The organism is Rhizobium sp. RU36D, from assembly GCF_900176345.1.
Lineage (GTDB): Bacteria > Pseudomonadota > Alphaproteobacteria > Rhizobiales > Rhizobiaceae > Allorhizobium.
In genome coordinates, this window is sequence record NZ_FWXU01000003.1 from 310,520 (window position 1) to 330,625 (window position 20,106).

13 protein-coding genes are annotated in these 20,106 nt (G+C 62.8%); 6 read left to right on the forward strand and 7 right to left on the reverse strand.

Annotated elements, in window-relative coordinates; genetic code table 11:
- Positions 1 to 9: 9 nt before the first annotated feature.
- The gene (locus B9A97_RS06090) at positions 10 to 1,188 is read right to left on the reverse strand and encodes a benzoate/H(+) symporter BenE family transporter (RefSeq protein ID WP_084364121.1); all 1,179 of its coding nucleotides are present in this window, start codon (positions 1,186 to 1,188) and stop codon (positions 10 to 12) included.
- A gap of 188 nt (positions 1,189 to 1,376) precedes the next feature.
- Here B9A97_RS06090 and B9A97_RS06095 point away from each other — a divergent pair, with 188 nt between their 5' ends.
- Positions 1,377 to 2,543, forward strand: coding sequence for a GGDEF domain-containing protein (locus B9A97_RS06095; RefSeq protein WP_179145233.1), 1,167 nt, complete (start codon positions 1,377 to 1,379; stop codon positions 2,541 to 2,543).
- Positions 2,544 to 2,556: 13 nt separating this feature from the next.
- On the opposite strand, the gene B9A97_RS06100 is transcribed toward B9A97_RS06095, so the two are convergent.
- Both B9A97_RS06100 and B9A97_RS06105 read right to left on the reverse strand, forming a co-directional pair.
- Complete coding sequence (locus tag B9A97_RS06100) at positions 2,557 to 3,312, reverse strand: HugZ family pyridoxamine 5'-phosphate oxidase (protein ID WP_084364123.1); 756 nt, start codon at positions 3,310 to 3,312, stop codon at positions 2,557 to 2,559.
- A 212-nt stretch (positions 3,313 to 3,524) separates the two neighbouring features.
- Positions 3,525 to 4,106, reverse strand: a complete 582-nt coding sequence (locus B9A97_RS06105; RefSeq protein ID WP_084364124.1) for an ATP-dependent Clp protease proteolytic subunit — start codon at positions 4,104 to 4,106, stop codon at positions 3,525 to 3,527.
- Positions 4,107 to 4,322: 216 nt separating this feature from the next.
- On the opposite strand from B9A97_RS06105, the gene B9A97_RS06110 reads away from it, so the two are divergent.
- Positions 4,323 to 5,666 carry an HD-GYP domain-containing protein gene (locus B9A97_RS06110; protein ID WP_084364125.1) on the forward strand — a complete coding sequence of 448 codons (1,344 nt, stop codon included), beginning with the start codon at positions 4,323 to 4,325 and terminating at the stop codon, positions 5,664 to 5,666.
- Between the two features lie 115 nt (positions 5,667 to 5,781).
- Here B9A97_RS06110 and B9A97_RS06115 read toward each other — a convergent pair whose 3' ends face one another.
- Positions 5,782 to 8,343 (reverse strand): GcvT family protein, encoded by a 2,562-nt coding sequence (locus B9A97_RS06115; RefSeq protein ID WP_084364126.1) that lies wholly within the window; start codon positions 8,341 to 8,343, stop codon positions 5,782 to 5,784.
- Between the two features lie 262 nt (positions 8,344 to 8,605).
- Here B9A97_RS06115 and B9A97_RS06120 point away from each other — a divergent pair, with 262 nt between their 5' ends.
- Positions 8,606 to 9,097, forward strand: coding sequence for a nucleoside 2-deoxyribosyltransferase (locus B9A97_RS06120; RefSeq protein ID WP_084364127.1), 492 nt, complete (start codon positions 8,606 to 8,608; stop codon positions 9,095 to 9,097).
- A gap of 253 nt (positions 9,098 to 9,350) precedes the next feature.
- Here the strand turns inward: B9A97_RS06120 and B9A97_RS06125 are convergent, their stop codons facing one another.
- Positions 9,351 to 11,183, reverse strand: a complete 1,833-nt coding sequence (locus tag B9A97_RS06125; protein WP_084364128.1) for an ABC transporter ATP-binding protein — start codon at positions 11,181 to 11,183, stop codon at positions 9,351 to 9,353.
- Between the two features lie 354 nt (positions 11,184 to 11,537).
- Between B9A97_RS06125 and B9A97_RS06130 the strand changes: the two genes are divergently transcribed.
- A complete protein-coding gene (locus B9A97_RS06130) occupies positions 11,538 to 13,478 on the forward strand; it encodes a methyl-accepting chemotaxis protein (RefSeq protein WP_084364129.1) in 1,941 nt (646 codons plus the stop codon).
- A gap of 297 nt (positions 13,479 to 13,775) precedes the next feature.
- On the opposite strand, the gene B9A97_RS06135 is transcribed toward B9A97_RS06130, so the two are convergent.
- A complete protein-coding gene (locus tag B9A97_RS06135; RefSeq protein ID WP_084364130.1) occupies positions 13,776 to 15,236 on the reverse strand; it encodes a protein adenylyltransferase SelO in 1,461 nt (486 codons plus the stop codon).
- Positions 15,237 to 15,430: 194 nt separating this feature from the next.
- Here B9A97_RS06135 and B9A97_RS06140 point away from each other — a divergent pair, with 194 nt between their 5' ends.
- On the forward strand, positions 15,431 to 16,912 hold the full coding sequence (locus B9A97_RS06140) for a S10 family peptidase (protein ID WP_244564139.1): 1,482 nt from the start codon (positions 15,431 to 15,433) through the stop codon (positions 16,910 to 16,912).
- 231 nt (positions 16,913 to 17,143) lie between these two features.
- Positions 17,144 to 17,716, forward strand: a complete 573-nt coding sequence (locus tag B9A97_RS06145; RefSeq protein WP_084364132.1) for a HupE/UreJ family protein — start codon at positions 17,144 to 17,146, stop codon at positions 17,714 to 17,716.
- 77 nt (positions 17,717 to 17,793) lie between these two features.
- Here the strand turns inward: B9A97_RS06145 and B9A97_RS06150 are convergent, their stop codons facing one another.
- A complete protein-coding gene (locus B9A97_RS06150) occupies positions 17,794 to 20,016 on the reverse strand; it encodes a putative bifunctional diguanylate cyclase/phosphodiesterase (RefSeq protein ID WP_179145234.1) in 2,223 nt (740 codons plus the stop codon).
- Positions 20,017 to 20,106: the final 90 nt, after the last annotated feature.

A 20,106-nucleotide genomic window follows, 5' to 3' on the forward strand; every position in this document is an offset into this window, starting at 1 on the left:
TCCATCGGCTCAACCCCGCCGTGCCAGCTTGATGAGCCCCAGCATCAAGGCGCCGGCGATGAGCCCCCAGAAGGCCCCGGAAATACCGCCGAAGCTGACGCCTGACGCGGTGATCAGGAAGGTGACGGCGGCGGCCTCGCGGGTTGCGGCCTCCTTGAAGGCCGCGACCGCCGAACCGGAAAAGGCGCCGATCAGCGCCAGCCCCGCCACCGCCTGGATCAGGATTGGAGGCGCCAGCGCCACGAAGGCGGTAACCGCGCCGGCCAGCAGGCCCAGCACGATGTAGCCGACGCCGCCGATGATCGCCGACCAGTAGCGACGCCGGGGATCGGGATGCGCATCCTCGCCGGCGCACATGGCCGCGGTGATGGCCGCGAGATTGACGGCATGGCCGCCGAACGGTGCCGCAAGGATCGAGAAGACGCCGGTCGTGGCAAAGAGCGGGCCGGGACTGGGCTCAAACCCATTGACCTTGAGCACCGCGATGCCGGGAATATTCTGCGAGGCCATGGTGACGATGAACAGCGGCAGCGCGATGGACACCACAGCATGCACGGTGAAGGCGGGCATGACGAATTCCACCGGTGGCGCCAGCGACTGCGACCAACTGGCAAGTGCCCCCTCAGGCAATTCGACGCCAAACACCATGACGCCGATAAAGGCCAGCAGGGCGGCGGGCACGGCATAAAGCCGCTTGAAGGCGGCGACGACCGCCCAGGCAACCAGGATCGGCAGGCCGAGCACCGGGTCAAAGGCGATCGCCTTGAACGGCGCAAAGCAGAGGCCGATGATGACGCCCGACAGCATGGCATTGGCCAAAGGTGCGGGAATTGCGGCCACGGCCCGCCCGAGCGGCCGGAACAGGCCCGCCACCACGATCAGCGCTCCGCAGACGAGGAAGGCACCGACCGCCACCGGAAAGCCGCCCTCGACTGCACCGGCACTCGCCAGCAGCGCGCCGCCAGGCGTCGACCAGGCAATCGACACCGGCAGCCGCGTCCAGGCGCTGAGCACGATGGCGCAAAGCCCCATGGCGACCGACAGGGCCATCAGGCCCGAAGCCGCCTCGTAATCCGTAGCGCCCACCCCCTTCAAACCCTGCAGCACGACGGCAAAGGAACTGGCGAAACCGACAAACGCTGTGAGGCAGCCCATGAACAGGCTCTGAAGGGAAAAGTCTTTTAACATGACGCAGTCCGGACAAGGAAAAACAATGCGCCACTGACAACAAACTTGGGCGGGCTTTGCAAGGCTGGCCGGGCGCGCAAGTGTACGCTGCGCTCAACCTGTCGCGCCCCCGCCACATGGTATTTCAGCATTTCGTAAGACGGACACGGTATAAGCACCGAGTTTTCGTTCTCGGGATGTCGCGCTTCTTGGACCTCGCCACTGTACTTCTGCTGCACAAATCGTCGCTGCTCATTGGAGCGGCCGGTTTCCTCTATGTGCGATGGCAATCGGGCCGATGCCAGGGCCTTGCCTTCATGGCGGCCACGTTCATTTTGCTGGCACTTGGTTCTACAATTGCAGGGCTCGGCGAACAGAGTGCCCTCCCTTATGCGATCTGGACCCTGGGAAGCTTCGCCCTGGGAATGGTGGCCTATGCCCTATTCTGGATCGGCGCGCGCCGGCTGGCTGACAACAGGGAAAGGTCGAGCGACTGGCTCATCCTGATCATCCCGGCGCTGGTGACGGTGATTGCCGTGAGGACCGGGTTTTATCTCGACAATTTGAGCCGGGCCACTGTCTTCCAGATGGGTGCCATCGTCTCTATGGGGGCCGCGACGGTGGTGCTGCTGCGCGACAACACTGGTGAACGGCTGCTGGCCCGCTATCCACTCGCCGCCACGCTGACCATGTCCTCCCTGTTGTGCCTTTTGGTGATCCTGTGTCTGGCGGCACCGGGGGTCTTGCCCGTCACCGCAGCCGAGATATTCTTCCTGCAGATCCTCTGCCAGTTCGGCATCGCGCTCTTCGTTCTGGTCTTCGTCAAAGAGCGCGCGGAAGCAAGGCTGAAGACCCTCGTAGAGATCGATACGCTGACAAAGGTTCACAACCGCCACTGGTTCTTCTCGCAACTGCCCGACACCCCCGCTGAAGGCGATGCATTCGTCATCATCGACATCGACCACTTCAAGCGGGTCAATGATACCCATGGCCACGCCGCGGGGGATGCGGTTCTCGTCGCGGTCGCCGAATGTCTGCGCGGCGCCCTCTCAAAGACCGCGATCTTCGCCCGCCTCGGCGGCGAAGAGTTCGCGCTTTATGTGCCGGCAGCCAGCAAGGCCGATGCGTCAGCCATTGCCGAAAGCCTGCGGGCCGCAGTGGAGGGGCAGCGCATCGAGCATCAACAGGTCAGCATACCCGTCACCATCAGCCTGGGCATCTCGGTCGCCGCACGCAACAGCTCCCTGACCGACCTCATGAGCACCGCCGACCTGGCGCTCTACCGCGCCAAGGGCCATGGCCGCAACCGGGCGGAACAGTATCAGCCGGAGGCGGAAACCTGTCCTGAGCCGCAAGCAATCGAGCACGCCGCCTGATACCGGGGCGACGTCAGGAGAGACGTTCGTGAAACTCCTGGGGCGTGCGTGCGGGTTTAGCAAACCAAAGCCGGACAAAGCTCTTCGGCGCCGCAAGGTCAACACCCTCGGGATCCAGGCCCGTCGCCTTCCATCGCCCCTCTTTGCCCCCCGCCAGCACGGCGAGCCTTGCCGCCTCGCCCTCAGTGCCGTTGATCGCCTGCAGCAGATCGGCCTCGGCCGCCATCAGGCTTTCGGCCCCCTCAAGCGAAATCCTGAGCCTTGCCGGCGTGACGTCCGAGACGGCATTGCGCGCCGGCCCGCCATTCAGTTGCAGATCCTCCACCGTCATGCGGTAGAACAGGGCGTCGGGCAGCCCCAGGTAAAGCTTCGACTTGGGGAAGCGCGCCAGATAGCGCCGCTCCGTCTCCGGCTTCCAATCCTTGCCATGGATCATCTCCACCCGACCGACCAGGCTGAGCCGCGGTTGCGCCAGCACGTCAGTTGCGCCCGGCTGCGCCATCGTCAGAGAGACCCTGTTGTCGGCGGCCATGTTGCGGGCATGCAACGACAGCCAAGCCGCAAAGAAATATGGTGTACCATCCGCATCGATGGCGAGATTGGTGACGGTACCATAGGGATAGCCGCTCTGCGCATCGATGGTCGACAGGGAAGCGAAGGGCGAAGTGTGCAACAGGTTGCGCGCCACCTTCAGCGCTTCAAAGGGCTGACCGGCCGCCTCGTTGATTTCGATGCCGCGGGGCGTGATCTGGCGCGATGGTGTCGACATGGGAATTTCCTCCGTTTCTTTCTCCTCTCTATCTGCTCAAGCCCTTGGACAGGAACGATGATCCGGAATAGCCGCCATGTCCCAGCCCCACTTGCTCAGATAACATGATTAGATTAGTCTAGATTTTATGGCATTCCCAAGCCTCAAAACGCAAAACCCCGCCGGATCGTTTGACCAGGCGGGGTTTTGTAATTCGGGCATCGAAACCGGGATCAGATGTCCGACTGGCTTTCGATGATGCGACCGACCAGGCCATAGGCCTTGGCTTCCTCGGCAGAGAGCCACATGTCACGGTCGATGTCCTTGGCGATCTTTTCTTCCGACTGGCCGGTGGCCTTGGAATAGATCTTGATCAGCCGCTGGTTCATCTTGATGATTTCGCGGGCCTGGATCTCGATATCCGAAGCCATGCCGCGGGTACCGCCGGAGGGTTGGTGGATCAGGAAGCGGGTGTTCGGCAGGCTGAGGCGCTGTTCTTTGGGCACAGCCACGAAGATCAGCGAACCGGCGGAGGCTGCCCAGCCGCTGGCAATGATCCACACCTTCGGCTTGATGAACCGGATCATGTCATGGATGGCATCGCCGGCTTCCACATGGCCGCCTGGCGAGCAGACAAAAACGCGGATGTCATCGTCGGAGGCAGCTGCAAGCGCCACGATCTGGGTGCAGACCTTCTGCGCCAGTTCCATGGTGATACCGCCATAGATGAAGATCGAACGCGACTTGAATAGGTTCGCTTCCGTTTCCTTGCCGATGGGCAGTTCCTTGCTCTTGTCGTCTTCGTCTTCGTTCATTCGGCAATTCTCCACTTGCGTTTCGCTCACCCGCACATAGTGCGACTCACCTAGTAAAACAATGCGGGAAAAAGAGGAAGGCACGGAACCGGTGAACAGCAGGTTAGCCCTGGCTTCCCGACCTTCCTTTTTGTCGGAACCGTTAATTGCTGTCATTCTAACACACCGGGCATTAACGGGTATCACGCTATGACAGACCGAGTTTAGGGACTGGGTATGGCGACACGGATCAGGCTTGCGGAAATTATCGAGGCCCTGAGCCACGCACTCGACCTGACCGAAGGACAGCCGCCCGGCCATGGCATACGCTGCTGTCACATCGGCACGGCTGTCGGTCGCGCCATCGGCCTGCCGGAGCCCGCACTACAGGATCTCTACTATACCCTGTTGTTGAAGGACCTGGGCTGTTCCAGCAATGCCGCGCGTATCTGCCGACTTTATCTGGCCGACGACTTGAAGTTCAAGCAGGACTTCAAGCTGGTCGATGGCAGCCTGCCGCAGGTGCTGCGCTTCGTGCTGTCGCATACCGGCATGCAGGCCGGCCTTGCCGAGCGTTTTCGCAGCCTTCTCACGATCCTGAAGAATGGCGGCGAGATCGCCACGGACCTGATCCGCACCCGTTGCCAGCGCGGCGCCGAAATTGCCACGCAAATGCGCTTTTCGCCTGACGTGGCCCAGGGCATCCTCGATCTCGACGAGCATTTCGACGGCGGCGGCCTGCCCGCCGGCATCCGCGGTCAAGAGATCCACATTTTTGCCCGCATCGCGCTGCTGGCGCAGGTCGCCGATGTGTTCTTCATGGCCGCCGGACCTGAGGCCTCCCGGGTGGAGGTGCGCAAGCGTGCCGGCGGCTGGTTCGATCCTGAGTTGACCGCAGCCTTCGAGCGCATCGCTACGCCCACTTTCTTTGCCGAACTGGGCTCCGACAAGCTGGAGGCCTATGTGCTGGCGCGCGAGCCAGGACAGCAGGTCATCATGGCCGACGACGACTATCTCGACGATATCGCCGCCGGTTTTGCCCGCGTCATCGATGCCAAAAGCCCCTATACGTCAGGCCATAGCGACCGGGTGGCGCTGTTCACCGACATGATCGCGGAGGAAATGGGCATGGATGCCGCCGCCCGGCGCAGCCTGAAGCGCGGCGCCCTGCTGCACGACATCGGCAAGCTCGGCGTTTCCAACAGCGTGCTGGACAAGCCCGGTAAACTGGAGGATGCCGAATGGGAGGCGATGAAGCGCCATGCGGAATTTTCCGAACACATCCTCTCGCGCATCTCCGCCTTCGCCTGTCTCGCCCGCATCGGCGGCGCCCATCACGAGCGGCTTGACGGCAAGGGCTATCCTCGCGGCCTGACGGCCAAGGACATCAGCATGGACATCCGTATCGTCTCCACCGCCGATGTGTTCGACGCGCTGACCGCCGACCGCCCCTACCGCGCCGCCATGCCGGTTTCCAAGGCACTCGCCATCCTGCGCGAAGGATCAGGCCAAAGCCACGACCCCGCCTGCATCGAGGCGCTGGAACGGGGCCTCGCCAAGGCAGACCTGGCAGCCGCCTGAGGAAACCCGCACGGCAAGTAACCCAAGCGGAAACGTACAGAGCCTCCCATCAGTCAAAAACCCGCCGGTCTCGCGACCGACGGGTCCATAATCTTCTGACTAAACCGCCCTATCCTCAGCTCCGCGGCTTCAAGTTCTCCGGGTCATACAGCGGCTTATACCCCACCGCTGCCACTTCCACCGGATAGCTTTCCGCAAAATACTCGACGTTGAGCTTGCGGCCCACTTCGCAATACTCCGCCGGCAGGTAGGCGAGTGCGATGTTCTTGCCGATGGTCGGGCCGAAGGCGACGGAGGTGGTGTAGGAGCGGCGGCCGAGGCTGTCGATCAGGACTTCGCCCGTGGCGGGGTCGACGACCGGCATGGAGCCTACGGGGTAGCGCTTCACGCCCTTGGAATCGGTGTTTTCCGTCATCACAAGCGTGCAGAGCATGGCCGGCTGCTTATCCCTAGCCTTGTATTCGAGATGTTTGGCCTTGCCGCGGAAATCGGCCTCCTTGACCTTCGGACGGGCGAGATCAGCCTCGATCAGGTTGTACTGGGTCAGAAGATCGGCGTTCTGCAGGCGCAGGCTCTTTTCCATGCGGCGCGAATTGGCATAGGTCTCGACGCCGAAGGCCATAACGCCCGTCGCACGAAGGGCATCCCAGACGGCCAGGCCGTCCTCGTATTTCATGTGCAGTTCCCAGCCCTGCTCGCCGACGTAGGAGATGCGGAAGGCGGTCACGGACTTGCCGGCGATTTCGATCGGCTTGATCGCGGCGAAGGGGAAATTGTCAGGGTCGAGGCCAGCGGGGTCGGCGACGGCCTTCTTCAGCGTCACGCGGGCGTTCGGGCCCCAGATGCCGATGGTGATGTACTTCTCCGAGGTATCGGTGATCGTGACATCGAGGCCGCGATCCTGAGCGACACGCTTCATGTAGTGGAAGTCACGTGGGCCGGCATCGGCGCCGTTGACCAGCCGGCAGCGGTCGGCCATGCGGAAGACCGTGAAGTCGGCGCGCACCATGCCCTCGTCGTCGAGGAAGTGGGTGTAGATGCCCTTGCCGATATTGGCGTCGCCACCGATCTTGGCGGCGCAGAGCCATTCCAATAGCTCGACATGGTCAGGACCTTCGATATCGACCATGTGGAAGTGGCTGAGGTTGACGATGCCGCAATCCTCGCTCATCGCCAGATGTTCGGCATTGGAGACACGCCAGAAATGGCGGTTGTCCCACTCGTTTTCGCGAACCGGAACACGGTCACCGTATTTTTCCAGAAGATGCTCGTTGGCCTTGTAGCCATGGGCGCGCTCCCAGCCGCCGAGCTCCATGAAATAGCCGCCAAGCTCGACTTCGCGCTCATACATTGGGGAACGCTTGACGTTGCGGCCCGAGGCATAGGGCTCGCGGGTGTGGACGGCGGGATAGTAGATCTTCTGCGCGGCCTCAAAGGTGCGGCCGTGGATGAAGTCTTCCGTCAACTGGTGCGGGTAGAAACGGGCGTAATCGATCGAATTGTGGTCGATTTCGGTGCGGCCATCGGTCATCCAGTCGGCGATCAGCTTGCCGTAACCGGGGCCGTCCTTGACCCAGATGGCGACGCAGTACCAGAGGCCGCGCACCTTCTGGCTTTCGCCGCAGGACGGGCCGCCGGCGGCGGACACCTGCAATAGGCCATTGAAGGAATGGCTTTCGTTATAGCCAAGTTCGCCAAGGATCGGCGTCAGTTCCATGGCCCGCTCGAGCGGCTCGATGATCTGCTCCATGTCGAGATCGCGCTGCGAGGGCGAAAGCCGCGCCTCGTGCTTTTCCAGGATCTCGCGCGGATGGCAGAGCCGCGGATTGGTGGTCTCGTAATAGCCCCACTCGATCTGGCCGCCTTCGGTCGTCTTCGGGTCGCCGGTGTCGCGCATATAGGCGGAGTTGCCCTGGTCGCGCAGCAAGGGATAGCCGATTTCCTTGCCGGTGCCTTCGAACTCGTTATAGGGACCGAAGAAGGTCAGGGGATGGTCGACCGGCATGACGGGCAGATCCTCGCCCACCATTTCGGCGATCAGGCGGCCCCAGATGCCGGCGCACACCACGACATGATCAGCCATGATGGTGCCGCGATGGGTTACGACACCCTTGATGCGGCCGCCCTCCACGATCAGCGACTGCGCCGGCGTATTGCCGAACAGCTGCAGCTTGCCGGATTTTTCGGCGGCATCGACCAGCTTGCCGGCAACCGTTTGGCTGCGCGGAATGACGAGGCCGGCATCGGGATCGAACATGCCGCCCATGACCTGGTCTTCCTCGATCAGCGGGAACATCGCCTTGATCTCGGTGGGCGAGACATAATGGGCGCGGGTGCCGAAGGCGCGGGCGGATGAGAGCTTGCGCTTGACCTCCTCCATCCAGGTATCGTCGCCCTTGCGCACCACTTCCAAGCCGCCGATGCGGGCGTAATGGCCCATTTTCTCGAAGAAATCGATGGAGTATTGCGTGGTCCAGACCGACAGATAATCGTGGGACGTGGTGTAGCAGAAGTCCGACGCATGCGCCGTGGAGCCGATATCGGTCGGGATGCCGGACTTGTCGATGCCGACGATTTCATCCCAGCCCCGTTCGATGAGGTGGTGGGCAATGGAAGCCCCCACGATGCCGCCGAGACCAATGATGACGACCCTCGCCTTAGTCGGAAACTCTGCCATAGCCTGAAAACCCTGCCTGCAAGCGCGTTGGAAACTGGCCGCGATATTAGGGCCAGCGATCAGACATTTGCAGCCTGTCTGCGACATTCTTCAAGTGGGGGGCGACCCCTGCCCACGGCTCAATTCACGCATCTGCGGCAGGAGCCCAGCCGATCACGTCGCAACGGAGACAGGAACCGGCGCTTTGCCCTCGCGCAGGACTTGCGCTCGCGACGTCGGCAATAGACCATGGCGCGGGATTGGCCATGAGAGGACCGATGCGATGATCAAGATCTACCTGGGCGGCGCCATGTTCGATCTGCCGAACGTGCGCTACAATCTCCAGCTCGCGGCCGAGATCAGGGCGCTCGGCTTCGATGTCTATTGTCCCAACGAGAACAAGGAGATCAACGACAAGGGCCGCGTCGACATCACGCCCGAGCGGATCTACGACGCCGATGTCGAGCAGCTGTTAAGCTCCAATATCTTTCTCTGCCAGGTCAGCGAGGATTCCGGCACCATGTGGGAGGCGGGCTTCATGGACTGCCTGTCGCGGCATGTGGATCCCAGGCGCTATCTCGGCGTGATCGGGCTCGCCACCGATATCCGGCTCGCCACCCGCCCCAACCCGGAGCGATCAGGCATCGACAACCTCGCCTTCGCCATCAATGGGCTAATCACGGGCGGGCTGAAACGCTCGCTGGGGTGCTATACAACGGAGGAGGCGCTGTTTGCGCGGCTGAGGGAGATCAGGGCTGAGGTTGAGGGGCGATGACCGTGAAGCTCCTTGTTTCTGGCTAAAAAGACCCTCTCTGCCCTGCCGGGCATCTCCCCCACAAGGGGGGAGAAGACTCGCGGATGCCGCTCGGCCATTCAACTATCCGGGCGCACAATCTTATTCCAAGGGATTTTGATAGCAGATAGCGGCTCAACAACCGACAAGGTGTTCAGAATGCCGAGCGGCAGCCCCAGGTCTTCTCCCCCCTTGTGGGGGAGATGCCCGGCAGGGCAGAGAGGGTCTTACCCCCTTACCCCTCCGAATCCAGGAACCCGCCGGACTGACGCGCCCATAGTGACGCATAGTGACCGCCAAGCTCGAGCAATTCCTGGTGCGTGCCCTGCTCGACGATGCGGCCGCAATCGAGGATGACGAGGCGGTCCATGGCGGCGATGGTCGATAGCCGGTGGGCGATGGCGATGACGGTGCGGCCCTGCATCAGGTTTTCGAGGCTCGACTGGATCGCGGCCTCAACCTCGGAATCCAGCGCCGAGGTGGCCTCGTCGAGGATCAGGATCGGCGCGTTCTTCAGGATGACGCGGGCAATCGCGATGCGCTGGCGCTGGCCGCCTGATAGTTTCACCCCGCGTTCGCCCACATGAGCGTCGAAGCCGGTGCGGCCATGCCAGTCGCTCAGTTGCTCGATGAACTCCACCGCATGCGCCTGGCGGGCCGCCTCCATCACCTCGGCGCGGGAGGCCGACCGGCGGCCATACGCGATGTTGTCGTGGATCGAACGGTGCAGCAGCGAGGTGTCCTGGGTGACGACGGAGATGTGCCGGCGGATGCTCTCCTGTGTCGCATCGGCGATATCCTGGCCATCAATACTGATGCGGCCCGATTCCAGATCGTAGAAACGCAGGAGCAGATTGACGAGCGTCGATTTGCCGGCGCCGGAGCGGCCGACCAGGCCGATGCGCTCGCCCGGACGGATATCGAGGCTGAGGTTTTCGATGATGCCGCCCTTGCGGCCGTAATGGAACGAGATGTCATCGAACTTGATCGCACCCGCGGTGACCTTGAGCGGCCGGGCGCTTTTCTTGTCGGTGAGGCCGATCGGCTTGGCGATCGTCTCCATCGCCTCGTGTACCGTGCCGACCTGATCGGAAATCTGGGTGATTTCGGTCGCCACGCGGGCCGAGGTGCCGGAGATCTGCAGCGTCATCGGCAGGACCATGGCGACGATGTCGATGCCGATGGCGCCATCGGCCCAAAGCCGCATCGCCACCCAGGTGGTGCCGGCGATCAAAAGGCCGGAAAGCAGGGTAAGACCGATCGAAAACAGCGACATCCAGCGATGCTGGATGATCATCTTTTCGGTATGCACATCGACCGATTCGCGGACGAACTGGTCCTCTTCCTCCGGCCGCGCAAACAGCTTGACGGTCATGATATTGGTGTAGCTATCGACAATACGGCCGACCATGTCAGAGCGCGCAAAGGCGATGTTGCGAGAGCCGCGGCGGATCTGCGGGATGATCAGCGCGAGAAAGCCGATATAGGCCGCGGTCCAGAGGATCACCGGCAGCACCAGCCACCAGCTCGCCGCCGCCAGGAAGGCGGAGGTGACGAGGCCGAGTGCAGCCAGATACCAGACGACCGAAATAACCGAGACGACCGATGCCCTGAGCGTATGGCCGATTTCCAGCACGCGCGAGCCGATGCGGCCGGCGAAATCGTTCTGGAAGAAGGAGATGTTCTGGCGGATCACGTGCCAGTGGCTCTGCCAGCGCACCATATTGGTGACGCCGGGCGCAATGGCCTGGTTCAGCACCAGCGCCTGCAGCGCCGTGACGATGGGCTTGATGATCAGCACCAGCCCGATCAGCCCTGATATCAGTGGCCAGCCATCGGCAAACACCGTCTGCGGGGTGCTGGACGTCACGGCCTCCACCAGCTTGCCCATCAGCACGGGGATGGCCGCATCAACCACCGCCACCAGCAGGCTGGCCGCCGCCAGCACGACAAACAGGCCGCGCGCCTGGCGCACGAAGAACCAGTAGAAGCTCAAAAGCCCGCTTGGCGGATTGCCAGGCGTCTCGCGAGCGGTGGGAACAATGATCGTTTCGAAAAAGCGCAGCATCACGGTCAATCCAGAATGCGAAATCAATGGCTGACGAATGTGGTGCAATGACGCCGCCGGGAAAAGAATCGCCGCTATTGGATTCCCAATGGAGCAGCGTGACAATGGTCAATTTTGCAGACCACCTTACAACTTATATCAGGGCATCTGGCACGGCCCTACCCGAAATACCGCTAACATCATAATTGGCAAAAGAAAATTTCAAGCTTCACAGAATGTTTATGGCTTGCGCTGATACTTGCGCCAACAGGCCTATGCAGCCTGAGATAGAGTTATCGGTCGGTTCGGTGAACAAGATGCTGACCGCCCTTTGTTGTCCTATTTCTCGCGCGCAAAAATTTTGGATGGTGCCTTATGTCCCTTTACGCCCAGCTCAAGAAGTCCTCCCGAACCGAAACGGCGCTCGCCGAGATCGCCGACCTCACCCGGAAGATCAACGAGGGCGACCTCAGTCACCGCGCGCGGCTGGAGGATGTCGATGGCGACGCCAGGGAGATCCTGAAGGCGGTCAATGCCCTGCTGGACGCAGCCAAGCGCCCGGTCGATGACCTGCGCACCGCCATGGACCGCATGGCTGACGAGCATGCCAAGGGCGATATCGACGTGATCGTTCCCGTGGAGGCCTTCAAGGGCGACCTCAAGGCGATGGCAGCCGGGATCAATGATCTCGTGGCCAGCCATATCGTCGTCAAGAAGAAGGCGATGGCCTGCATCAAGGAATTCAGCGAAGGTAATTTCGAAGCCCCGCTTGAACGCTTCCCCGGCAAGAAGGCCTTCATCAACGACACGATCGAGACACTGCGCAGCAATCTCAAGGGCTTCATCGCCGAGATGAACAACATGTCGGCGGAACACGACAAGGGCGACATCGACGTGCTGGTGCCGGTCGAACGCTTCAAGGGCGATTTTGCCGTGATGGCCAAGGGCGTCAACGAAATGGTGCTGGGCCATATCAGCGTCAAGAAGAAGGCCATGGCCTGCATCAAGGAATTCGGCGAGGGCAATTTCGAAGCCACGCTCGAACAGTTCCCCGGCAAGAAGGCCTTCATCAACAACACCATCGAAACACTCAGGAACAATTTCCGCCGGATTTTCGGCGAAATCGACGGCCTGACGGTCGCGGCCACCGCCGGACGGCTCAGCCAGCGCGGCGAGGCCAACCGCTTCATCGGCGATTTTGCCAAGATGGTATCCGGCATCAACGGCATGCTGGATGCGATCATCCTGCCGATCGCCGAGGGCAACCGCGTGCTGGATCTCGTCAGCACCGGCGACCTCACACAACGCGTGGAGATCGCCTGCGAGGGCGACCACCAGAAAATGAAGAGCGCCATCAACGCACTGGTGGACAATCTCACGAGCTTCGCCCAGGGCGTGGCGGAAGCCGCCGACCAGGTGACGAGCGGCAGCCAGACGCTGTCTTCCACGTCAGAACAGATGTCGCAGGGCGCGACCGAGCAGGCGGCTTCCGCGGAAGAAGCCTCCGCCTCGATGGAGCAGATGGCAGCCAACATCAAGCAGAATGCCGACAATGCAGCCCAGACCGAGAAGATCGCCCGCCAATCCGCAAGGGATGCGGAAGCTTCCGGCGAAGCTGTCAACAAGGCGGTGAGCGCCATGAGCGTGATCGCCCAGAAAATCTCCATCGTCCAGGAAATCGCCCGCCAGACCGACCTGCTTGCCTTGAACGCCGCCGTCGAGGCGGCCCGAGCCGGCGAACACGGCAAGGGCTTTGCGGTCGTCGCATCAGAAGTCCGCAAGCTTGCCGAACGCTCCCAGGCCGCCGCCGGTGAGATCAGCGGCCTCTCGGGCGAGACGGTCAAGGCCGCAAGCGTGGCCGGCGACATGCTGAACCGCCTGGTGCCGGATATCCGCAAGACCGCCGAGCTGGTCGCCGAGATTTCCGCTGCCTGCCGCGAACAGGATACCGGTGCCGCACAGATCAACGAAGCGATCCAGCAGTTGGACAAGGTCACGCAGACCAATGCCAGCGCTTCCGAAGAAATGTCGGCAACCTCAGAGGAACTCGCCTCCCAGGCCGAGGAACTGCAAAGCTCGCTCGGCTTCTTCAAGACCGCGGAGACCGCAGAGGGCCGCCAGAGCCGCCCGCGCCCCGCGCCTGCTGCCGCTGCCGGCCCGGTGCGCAAGATCATGCCGCAACGCGTGCACCCTGCCCCTTCCAGCCGGCTTGGGGCCGGACCCAACCCGGTTGCCGCCCAGCAGGCCCGCGCCCGTGGCTTCGCGCTTGACCTCTCCATGGGCGGCCCCGACGCCGAGGACGAGCATTATCGGTAGGGTGTTTGGAGGCTGGAGTGTTTCCCCTCACCAACAAAATCTACGACTTAGGCCCTGCGGGCCAAGATCGTGATTTTGTAACCTCTCCCACAGGGGGGGAGAGGTGGTCTCGAGTTTCACGGACCTTTTGTATCACAACGGCAGCGGTGATGCGCCGAGATTGCCGCGATTGTCCCTCTCCCCCGTGTGGGAGAGGTTACAAAATCGAGGGCTTAGCGCAGCTAGACCTCAGATTTTGTTGGTGAGGGGCGCCATTTCAGCCACCCCCCATCAAGCCCTCACGCCGTACAGCCCCCATCACGTCCCGCAGAACGTCCGCGTCACCCGTTCCTCGCGCTCCGGCGGAATGCGATAGGCGGCAAACTCGGATCGCTCCTCGTACGGCCGTTCCAAAGCGGCGAGCAGGGCCTCGAACGGGCCGTAGTCGCCGGAGAGCCCCGCCTGGATCGCCTCCTCGATGCGGTGGTTGCGCGGAATGACAGCCGGATTGACGCCCTCCATCGCGGAGCGGATGGCGCTGGCATCGCGATCCTGACCGAGACGCTGGCGCCAGCGGGCCAGCCATTGCGAGAGCCGGGGACGGTCCGTGAACAGGGCGGTGAAACCGCCCTCGCCTGCCTCCTCCACAGCCTGGCCGAGCGCGCGGAAGGTGACGGTGAAATCTGCCTCGCTGTCATGCATCTGCGCCAGGAGGTCATTGACCAGTTCGAGATCGCCATCCTGCTCGCCCACAAGACCAAGCTTGTCGCGGAAGGCCGATAGCCAGCGCTCCTGGAAGACGCGGCCGAATTCGACCAGCACGGCATTGGCCTCCTCCACCGCCTTGTCCTCCGTCTCGGCCAGCAGCGGCAGCAGGCATTCGGCCAGCCGCGCCATGTTCCATTGGCCGATGCCGGGCTGGTTGGCATAGGCATAGCGGCCGCGCTGGTCGATCCAGGAAAACACCTTCTTCGGATCATATTCATCGAGAAAGGCGCAGGGACCGAAATCGATGGTTTCGCCCGAGACCGTCATGTTGTCGGTGTTCATGACGCCATGGATGAAGCCGATCGCCATCCACCGGGCGATCAGCGCGGCCTGGCGGCTTGCCACTGCCTGCAGCAAGGCAAGATAGGGTTTGGCGGCATCGGCAAGCTCGGGATAGTGGCGGGCGATCACGTGATCGGCCAGTGCCCGAACGCCCTCCTGGTCATCCCGCGAGGCAAAATACTGGAAGGTGCCGACGCGGATATGGCTGGCGGCAACACGGGTAAAGACGGCACCCGGCAGCGGCGTCTCGCGATAGACCGCCTCACCGGTCGCCACTGCCGCCAGCGCCCGGGTGGTGGGGATGCCGAGCGCGTACATGGCTTCGGAGACGATATATTCGCGTAGCACCGGCCCGAGTGCCGCGCGCCCGTCGCCGCGGCGGGAAAACGGCGTTGGCCCTGCCCCTTTCAGCTGGATATCGCGACGACGGCCCTGGCGATCGACCACCTCGCCCAGCAGGATCGCGCGGCCATCGCCCAGTTGCGGATTGAACTGGCCGAACTGGTGGCCGGAATAGGCCATGGCAAGCGGCATCGCCCCGACCGGTACGCTGTTGCCGGAAAAGATCGCCGCCAGCCGATCCTCGTCGCCGGCATCGAGCGTCAGGCCCAGTTCGTCGGCCAGTTCGGAATTGAAGCGGATCAGCCGGGGCGCCGCCACCGGAGCCGGCAGCACGGGACGAAAGAAGTGCTCCGGCAGGCGCGCATAGCTGTTGTCGAACGGAAACATGATCGGGCTCCGATGTCCTTGTTATGCCCTTGATATGGCGTCGCGGGGCACTGGTGCAAGGCATGGAATGTCCTGCCCCCACACGGCGCTCACCAGGACTTGAATTTGCCCCCGCCCTCGCGACCCCTATATCTCCGGAGGCGGGACAGCCTTGTCTTCACACGCCATCGCCAAGCAGGAGCAGGATAATGACGATGAGACCATTCGCTGTGATCTTCAGCCTGTTCATGGCCTTGGCGATTCTGCCGGCCGTGGCGCAGGACAGTGAACAGCGCCGGCCCGAACCCACAGGCATCTTCCGCCTGATCCCCGAGGATGCCACGACCGACCATGTGTTGCGCACGCGCGAGGGCGAACTGCCCTACACCGCAACCGCCGGCACGCTCGATCTGTTCAATCCCAGCGGCACGCTGAACGCCAAGATCTTCTACACGGCCTATGTGGCAAAGAATGGCGGCAAGAACCGCCCGCTGACCTTCGCCTTCAATGGCGGCCCGGGCGCGGCCTCGGCCTATCTGCATCTCGGCATCCTCGGCCCGCGAATCCTGAAATTCGGCGCTGACGGGACAGATGGCACGCAGCCTGAACTGGTCGATAATCCCGACAGCTGGCTCGCCTTCACCGACCTTGTGATGGTCGACCCGATCGGCACCGGCTGGAGCCGCGCGACCGACGAGGATACGGCGCGGCGCTATTATGGCGTGAATGCGGATGCCGAGAGCCTGGCAAAGGCGATCGCGCTCTACACCCAGAAGAATGACCGACTGTCCTCGCCAATCTATCTGGCCGGCGAAAGCTATGGCGGTTTCCGCGCCGCCAAGGTGGCGGGGGCACTGAAGGAAAACCAGGGCATCCTGGCCTCGGGCCTGGTGATGATATCGCCGATGATCGATGGCCGCTTCCTGCCCGGAGACCTGATCGACCCGCTGAAGGCAGCCCTGCAACTCCCCTCGCTCGCCGCCGCCGAGCTGGAACGCCAGGGCCGCTTCACGCCGGAAGCCGTGCGCGAGGCGGAGCGTTTTGCGATGACCGACTATCTGGTTTCCGTCGCCGGAGCAGCACCTGAAGGCGCGCAAGCCAAGGACATCTATGCCCGGATTGCCGCGCTGACCGGCCTGCCGGTCGATGTGGTCGCCGAAAGCCGCGGTTTCGTCAGCGAACTCTATACCAAGCGCGCCGCCGGCCCCGGCCAGGTTGTGAGCCCCTATGACGCCGGGCATGCCGCGCCCGATGCCTATCCGGAGGCGACGGCCGACCATAACGACGACACCGTGCTCGACGGCTTTACCCGCGCCTATGGCCCGGCCTTTGCCAGCTATGCCCGACATGAACTGGGCTTTGCCAGCGACATGACCTACACGCTGCTGAACACCGAGGTGAACCGCCGGTGGGACTGGGACGGGTCGCGCAGCCAGGCCGACGCCTCCGGCGACCTCAGGGATCTCCTGTCCGTCATCCCGTCCTTCCGGGTGGCGATCATGCATGGCTACAGCGATATCCTGACCCCCTATGGCGCGAGCCGCTTCGTGCTGGACCACCTGCCGACAAGGCTCGCGGAAGGGCGCACCGCGTTGCTGCTCTATCGCGGTGGCCACATGTTCTACACCCGCGATGATTCCCGGCAGGAGGCGGCACGGGATGCCCGTGCCTTCTTCACGGAAGCTGGCGTGAACTGATCCGGCCATACGCCACACATCACGCCTATGATTCGAGCGCCAGTTTTCTTGTCCCGACACCCTCAAGGCGCATTCGCAGCGGCATGCAGCGGCCGGCCATGGCATTGTGCGTTGCAGGACTTTTGCCATGGACAGCCGCAAAGCCCCTACGCTAGTCTTCCAGTCACATTATAGCATGAGGCTGGCGCGACTGATTTCCAGGCGCCATGTCGACCAAAAAGAGGGACAACAATGTTCAGACGCCTTTCGCTTTCCGTGGCTGCGATCGCAGCCTCCGCGGCCCCCGCGTTCGCCCACCTCGACCCGGCCGAGCACGGCTCTTTCATGGCCGGTGTGTCGCACCCGCTGTTCGGTGCCGACCACATCCTGGCCATGGTCGCTGTCGGCCTGTGGGCGTCGCAGATCGGCGGACGGGCCCTGTTCGCGGTTCCCGCAGCCTTCGTCACCACCATGGCCGCCGGCTTCCTGCTGGCGATCAGCGGCATTGATCTGCCCTTCGTCGAACCGGCGATCCTTGCCTCTGTCATCGGTCTCGGCCTTCTGGTCGCCATGGCTGTACGGCTTCCGACCGCCGCCTCGGCTGCCGTGGTCGGCGTCTTCGCCCTGTTCCATGGCCATGCCCATGGCGGCGAACTCGGCGGCGCGGGCGCCATCGCCTTCGGCCTGGGCTTCCTGGTGTCCACCGCACTGCTGCACGTCGCCGGTCTCGGCCTCGGCATGGGGCTGGGCCGTCTCGGAGCGGTTGCGACCCGCGTTCTGGGTGCCGCCACCGCCGTCGGCGGCGCCGTGCTGATGCTCGGCTAAAAGGACTTTCCGCCAAGAGAGACAAACGGCGGCAACCTGGCCGCCGTTTTTTTTGCATACGCTCCTTCATGCCAAGGTCACGCGCGGCGGCGCTGCGAGTCTGACGGCCCGCCCTTTCGGGCGATGATCTCTTCAAGGGCATCAAGGGAAATCGGCTTAGACAGCAGGTATCCCTGCAACTCGTCGCAGCCCGCATCCTTCAGGAACGCCTGCTGCTCGGCAGTCTCCACGCCCTCGGCGGTCACCAGCATGCCCTTGGCCTTGCCGAGATCGATGATCGCCCGGACGATCGCCTCGTCGCCCGGCGAGCTTCCCAGCCGGTCGATGAAGATCTTGTCGATCTTCAGGTGGTCGACATCAGTGGCCTGGAGCCGGCCGAAGGTCGAAAAGCCCGTGCCGAAATCGTCAAGGGCGATCCGGATCCCGAGATCCCTCAGGGTCTTCATGTTGTGCAGACAGTCATCCGCCCAGTCGGCCCAGGCGGTCTCGGTCACCTCGAGCTCCAGCCGCCGCGGATTGAGCCCTGTGGCGCCAAGAACAGACACGACGGTCATCGCGAAATAGGGATCGCGAAGCTGCACGACGGACACGTTCACCGCGACCGACGTGTCCTTCCAGTGCGCAGCACTGCGGCAGGCCTCTTCCAGCACGAAGCGGCCAAGCTCGCGGATCAGCCCGGTTTCCTCGGCAATCGGAATGAAGCTGATGGGCGAAACCAGGCCGCGCTGCGGATGATGCCAGCGCACCAGCGCCTCCGCGCCGGTAATGGTCCCTGTCTGCGCATCATATTTCGGTTGATAGACGACCTCGAACTGCTGTTTGTCGTCAAGAGCCAGCCGCAGATCGCGCTCCGTCTCGGCCCGATCGCGCACCAGCGCATCCATTCGGGCGCCGAACAGCGCATAGGTGCCCCGACCGCTATCCTTGGCGCTGTAGAGAGCCATGTCCGCCTTGCGGGTCAGTTCCCCGCGCAGCGAGCCATGAAGGGGAGCCACCGCCGCGCCGATGGTAATGCCGACGAAAACGTCGCGTCCTTCGATCTCGAAGGGGGCATTCATCGCGCCGATGATCTCCTGGCAGGCTTCCTCCACCTCATCGGTGGAGCCGCAGGGCATAGCCAGATTGAACTCGTCACCGCCGGCTCGGCAAAGCTGAGCGCCGTGCGGCAGGACACGACGGATGCGCTCGGCAGCTTCACGGATCACCGCGTCGCCGGCGGCATGTCCGAGCGTATCATTCACCTGCTTGAAGCGGTCGAGATCGAGATAGAGCACCGCGAGCATCCTGTCGCCTCGCTCGGCCAGCAAAGAGTCCACGCGTTTTTCGAAAGCGCTGCGATTGAGCAGGCCGGTCAGACCGTCATGGGCGGCGACATGGCGAATGCGCTCATCCTGGGCCCGCCCGTTCATCGTCCGCCGATAGTATTGCGCCAGCAGCAGGCTGACGACGGCGGCAATGAGGCAGCCGATGATCGTCAGGCCCGGCACGATGGTCGACAGAAAGGCGGTGGCCGGGCGATAGGGGTCCCAGGAGAAATAGCCGACGACGGTTCCATTGTTTGCCGCCAGCGGCAGAATGGCAAAGCCCTTGGGCGCGACCTTTTCCAGGGAGAATTGCAGCTCCGCCAGGGCATGTTCCTCGGCCAGATCCTCCAGCAGTTCGCCATTCACATAGCGCAGGGCAAGATGCACATATTCCTGGCCCTTGACCTGCTCGATTGCGCCGCTGTCGGAGACGATCGGCTTCAGGCTGACGATCGCCGCCCGGCCATTGACCACCAGCACGTCAGACACGCCGACGGTGAGCACCCGATCGCCCAGGCCTTCCGTATCGCCTCGGACAAGCTTATCGTGCAGTTCGGCCAACATGGGAGCAACCATCGGACGCAGATCGTCAAAGATAGGCTGCGCATGCTCACCCTCTGCGACATGCGCGTGCACGATCTCACCCGTAGGCGACAGCACAAACGCGCCGTTATGCCCGAAATAGGATAGCATCCAGGCGCCGAGATTGACCCGCATCCACTCCTGGGCGGCCTCGGTCTCATGCTGGCGCACCGCCTCGACCGCGTCATCCCAGACCGTGACGCTTTCCTGATCATGGTCAACCTGCGCACGGAACAGACCGACATCGTATTTGACGACGGCGATCTGGCGATCAATCGAAACCTTGTCGATGTTCTCGGTGGACCACGACAAAAACAGATAGGTTCCGCCAAACAGCACGATCGCGCCAGCAAGCGCAATCAGCACGATGCGTGCGAGAAGATGTTTGTCCGTGGGTACCGCATGGTCGATCATTTCGGCGGTTCGGCCCCTGTAAAAATGCCCAGCAGAGGCCAAGATTACCGCAAAACCCGTCTCCATTCCTTTAACATTCACTGTAAAAGA

What these genes read in the sequence shown, in the direction of transcription:
- B9A97_RS06090 (WP_084364121.1), bottom strand. Translation starts at nt 1,188, where the DNA reads ATGTTAAAAGACTTTTCCCTTCAGAGCCTGTTCATGGGCTGCCTCACA.
- B9A97_RS06100 (WP_084364123.1), bottom strand. Translation starts at nt 3,312, where the DNA reads ATGTCGACACCATCGCGCCAGATCACGCCCCGCGGCATCGAAATCAAC.
- B9A97_RS06105 (WP_084364124.1), bottom strand. Translation starts at nt 4,106, where the DNA reads ATGAACGAAGACGAAGACGACAAGAGCAAGGAACTGCCCATCGGCAAG.
- B9A97_RS06110 (WP_084364125.1), top strand. Translation starts at nt 4,323, where the DNA reads ATGGCGACACGGATCAGGCTTGCGGAAATTATCGAGGCCCTGAGCCAC.
- B9A97_RS06115 (WP_084364126.1), bottom strand. Translation starts at nt 8,343, where the DNA reads ATGGCAGAGTTTCCGACTAAGGCGAGGGTCGTCATCATTGGTCTCGGC.
- B9A97_RS06120 (WP_084364127.1), top strand. Translation starts at nt 8,606, where the DNA reads ATGATCAAGATCTACCTGGGCGGCGCCATGTTCGATCTGCCGAACGTG.
- B9A97_RS06125 (WP_084364128.1), bottom strand. Translation starts at nt 11,183, where the DNA reads ATGCTGCGCTTTTTCGAAACGATCATTGTTCCCACCGCTCGCGAGACG.
- B9A97_RS06130 (WP_084364129.1), top strand. Translation starts at nt 11,538, where the DNA reads ATGTCCCTTTACGCCCAGCTCAAGAAGTCCTCCCGAACCGAAACGGCG.
- B9A97_RS06135 (WP_084364130.1), bottom strand. Translation starts at nt 15,236, where the DNA reads ATGTTTCCGTTCGACAACAGCTATGCGCGCCTGCCGGAGCACTTCTTT.
- B9A97_RS06140 (WP_244564139.1), top strand. Translation starts at nt 15,431, where the DNA reads ATGAGACCATTCGCTGTGATCTTCAGCCTGTTCATGGCCTTGGCGATT.
- B9A97_RS06145 (WP_084364132.1), top strand. Translation starts at nt 17,144, where the DNA reads ATGTTCAGACGCCTTTCGCTTTCCGTGGCTGCGATCGCAGCCTCCGCG.
- B9A97_RS06150 (WP_179145234.1), bottom strand. Translation starts at nt 20,016, where the DNA reads ATGATCGACCATGCGGTACCCACGGACAAACATCTTCTCGCACGCATC.